The sequence below is a fragment of the Bacteroides sp. GD17 genome (assembly GCF_038448625.1).
GTDB lineage: Bacteria > Bacteroidota > Bacteroidia > Bacteroidales > Bacteroidaceae > Bacteroides.
Map to the genome: position 1 here is coordinate 1 of NZ_JBCEZS010000042.1, position 3,256 is coordinate 3,256.

Consider the following 3,256-nt stretch of genomic DNA (forward strand, 5'->3'; position numbering starts at 1 on the left):
TTCATCTCTAAATTGGGGTTGATATACCGGGTAAAATCTAAACCCGGTTACTTTGCTACGTTTGTTGTTAGGGTTTTCACGCACTTTCACGTAGTTGAATGTATATGGGCAACTTTCATCAAGCGCAGCTTTTGCAGGCTTTAATACTCTTTCCTCAAAGTTGTCAATTCTGTCTTTTCCATTCTTGTCTTTGTATTTGTCCGCAGGTATTCCGAGGCGTTCTTTCAGGTTCTCAAGGGATATATCCAAAGGGTACACCTGCCCACTCATGAGCATGTAAAATCGAAGGGAATAACCCGTAGGCAGCGCAAGAGCCTTGTTTAACTCAAACTCCCGATACCCTTTTGCGAATTTGGTAAACACATCCCAAAGGTCATTAGATACACGAAAAGTTATAATGCCAGTGTGTTTTTTGTATTTTGGGTTAGATATAAATCCACACTTCCACCATTCCTCGTCATCTTCGTAAGTAAAAAAACGTCCTGCCAGCGCATCGAGTGCGGCTATGATTTCGTTGTAATCACGCCCGGAAAAAATAACGTCAGACACATGCATTTGTGCATCAACATCCCAAAGCCCATGCTCAAACTTACGTTTCGTTCCTGCATAATCTTTCAGTTTCACCCCTTTCAGTTCTGCTTGGCACGCTTCCAATATGCGGAGGACTATTCTTTGTTCGTGTATGGACATGTCTTGCTGTTTAGACCATGTATATACCCATGATACAACTACATCTTTGTTTTTTGTAATAGGTAGTTTCTTTTTCATAAGAGTTTGATTTGTCGCAAAGATAAGTAAAGCCTACATTAAAACAAAAAAAGAAGGGTAAAACTCCCAAAGTGTAGGGAATAATTGGAATTAAAACTCCCAAAGTGTAGGAACAAAACTCCCAAAATGTAGGGAAACACATGCTTCAACCCCTTTGTTTATCGGCTTTTTCGCAAAAGTGATAGAGCATATTATAGACGATGCTTATAACAGACAAGGGGAATTTAGGGATTAAGAGGGCGTTTTTTACTATCGGAAAAGGAAAAACAATCGGGAAAAAGCAAAGCAAAACCAACCGTAGGGCGGTAGGATTGGGAACGGCTTTTTATTGCGTGTACACATATAGGTACACAAATAGGTACACAAATGGTTTGTCGGTTAATTCTTTTATGTTATATTTGCGATGTAAATCAAATATATAGATATTATGCAGATAGTTACGACACGTGAATTTAGAGCCAATCAGAAGAAATATTTTGAACTGGCAGAAACGGAAACTGTTTTTGTTACCCGTAAGAATAAAAGACCAATCGTCATTAATGTGGCGGAAGATGATTACATACCAAAGCGGGATTTAGTTGGAGAGCTCAGAGGGGCTTTGCAGCAGGTGAAAGACCACATGGACGGGAAAATAAAACTCAAATCCTTAGATGAATTAATAGATGAGCTTTGAAATAATAACATCAGACTATTTTGATACAGAAGCCAAAGCACTGGCAAAAAGATACAAAAGTTTCAAAAAGGATTTGATAGAGTTTCGGAAGGAATTAGAAAAGACACCGTTACAAGGGAGTGAAATAGCTCCTAATATCCGTAAAATCCGAATGGCTATTGCGACCAAAGGACGTGGTAAGTCTGGCGGTGCTCGTATCATCACATACAACGCTCTTGTAACAGAACAAGAGGGGAAAGTTTATTTGTTGCTTATTTACGATAAGGCAGACGCATCGAGTGTAAAAATGAATGTCGTGAAGCAAATAGTAAAGGAACTTATCGGTTAACCTCTCTTTTCCGGTAGCAAAAATAACTCCATACTCCGTAACCGTCAAGGGCTGCGCAAGTCCGGTTCTGGAAAAATCCTGCGCTCGCAGGCTCGTGCGGTTTTTCCAGCCCGTCTCCTTGACCGTTCTCCGTATTCCGTTGTGAGAAAGGCAGGGAAAAGAGAAAGAATTGTGTTCCTATGCAGTGTGTTAGCGCTGTGTGCATTCCCATGCGGCATGTGTATATATAGCAAGAAGTGTCCTTGTCGGACATTTCTTGCTTTTCTCGCTTTGCTCAAAAAGATTTTTTTGCCTATCTTCGTGGCATGGAAGTAAGACGGAACGAAAAGATTACATTCCGATGCACCGCACTTGAAAAGGCGGCACTTTCGGAGCAAGCATCCCGGTGCGGTCTGAGCACATCGGAGTACTGCAGGAGTCTCTCCCTTGGTGGGCGTCCCAGGGAGAGGTACACAGAAGAAGAACGGGAACTTTTCCGGGACATCGCCCGGCTGAAAGGAACACTTCAAAGACTGAACAACTACTTCGGTGGTCGCCAGTACCGGGAAGTGTTCGAGGAGAACCGGGCACTAATCACAGAACTCCAAAAAATACTCTCACGATGATAGGGAAAGGGAAAAGCATATCACATGGCGTGGCGGCACTGGAGTATGACCTCGCCAAGGAGATAGACGGGCAGGCAGCAGCCACCGAGATAGCCAGGCATGAGCTTTACGGGTGTACGGGTGCGGAAATGGTGCAGGAGATGAAACCTTACTTCACTGATTTTCCGAACGTAAAGAACAACTGCCTGCGTTTTGAGGTCAGCCCCTCGATAGAGGAAAGCTCCAGCTTCACCGATGCGGACTGGGCAGAACTTGGTAATGACTTCATGCAGCGCATGGGACTGATGAACCACCAGTACATCATCATCCGGCACAGCGGTACGGAGAGCAAGAAAGAACAAGCCCACCTGCACATACTGGCAAACCGGATATCCCTTTCCGGGGAACTCTACCGGGACAACTGGATAGGGAAACGGGCAACGGAAGCCGCCAACGCCATAGCCAAGGAACGGAACTTCGTGCAGTCGCAGGACATCGGCAAAGCCAACAAAGCGGAAATCAAGGAAGCCATGAACGAAGTACTGAAGAAGCTGCAGGGCTTTGACCTTGCCAAATTCCAAGAGGAACTCGGCAAACTGGGCTTCAAAGTCCGGGAAGCCCGGGCAAGCACCGGGAAACTTAACGGCTACTATGTCACAGCCCGGAGCGGTACGGAGTATAAGGCAAGCGAGATAGGGAAAGGCTACACTCTCGCCCATATCGAGAGGACACAAAGCAGACTGAAGTATAACTCAATGAACATATCACATGGAAACAAACTCACGTCCGGAAAAGGAGGTTTCCACCTCTAAGCAAGGACAATACCGACCACGCAGGAAAGACACCACCCCGAAAGTGAACCCGCAGCTTGCGGTAGAACTGGTATATCAAGAATTAAAGCGC

At 44.8% G+C, this 3,256-nt stretch carries 5 protein-coding genes and 1 pseudogene; 5 read left to right on the forward strand and 1 reads right to left on the reverse strand.

Annotation, left to right across the window (positions count from 1 at the left end; all coding sequences use genetic code 11):
• Positions 1-768: replication initiation protein (locus AAE250_RS23370; protein WP_342289491.1), on the reverse strand; the 768-nt coding region annotated here is incomplete at its 3' end.
• Positions 769-1,195: 427 nt separating this feature from the next.
• Between AAE250_RS23370 and AAE250_RS23375 the strand changes: the two genes are divergently transcribed.
• From AAE250_RS23375 to AAE250_RS23695, 5 genes and pseudogenes are all read left to right on the forward strand, one after another.
• The gene (locus AAE250_RS23375; protein ID WP_117589888.1) at positions 1,196-1,441 is read left to right on the forward strand and encodes a type II toxin-antitoxin system Phd/YefM family antitoxin; all 246 of its coding nucleotides are present in this window, start codon (positions 1,196-1,198) and stop codon (positions 1,439-1,441) included.
• Positions 1,431-1,769: a hypothetical protein gene (locus AAE250_RS23380; RefSeq protein ID WP_117589887.1), complete on the forward strand. Its 339-nt coding sequence runs from the start codon at positions 1,431-1,433 to the stop codon at positions 1,767-1,769. Before AAE250_RS23375 ends, AAE250_RS23380 begins: the two co-directional genes overlap by 11 nt.
• Positions 1,770-2,074: 305 nt before the next feature.
• Positions 2,075-2,374: a mobilization protein MbpA gene (mbpA, locus tag AAE250_RS23385; RefSeq protein WP_117589894.1), complete on the forward strand. Its 300-nt coding sequence runs from the start codon at positions 2,075-2,077 to the stop codon at positions 2,372-2,374.
• Positions 2,371-3,165 carry a mobilization protein MbpB gene (mbpB, locus tag AAE250_RS23390; protein ID WP_118497638.1) on the forward strand — a complete coding sequence of 265 codons (795 nt, stop codon included), beginning with the start codon at positions 2,371-2,373 and terminating at the stop codon, positions 3,163-3,165. Before mbpA ends, mbpB begins: the two co-directional genes overlap by 4 nt.
• Positions 3,122-3,256, forward strand: a pseudogene (locus AAE250_RS23695) (mobilization protein MbpC); the annotation flags it as partial. The gene mbpB and the pseudogene AAE250_RS23695, both read left to right, overlap by 44 nt.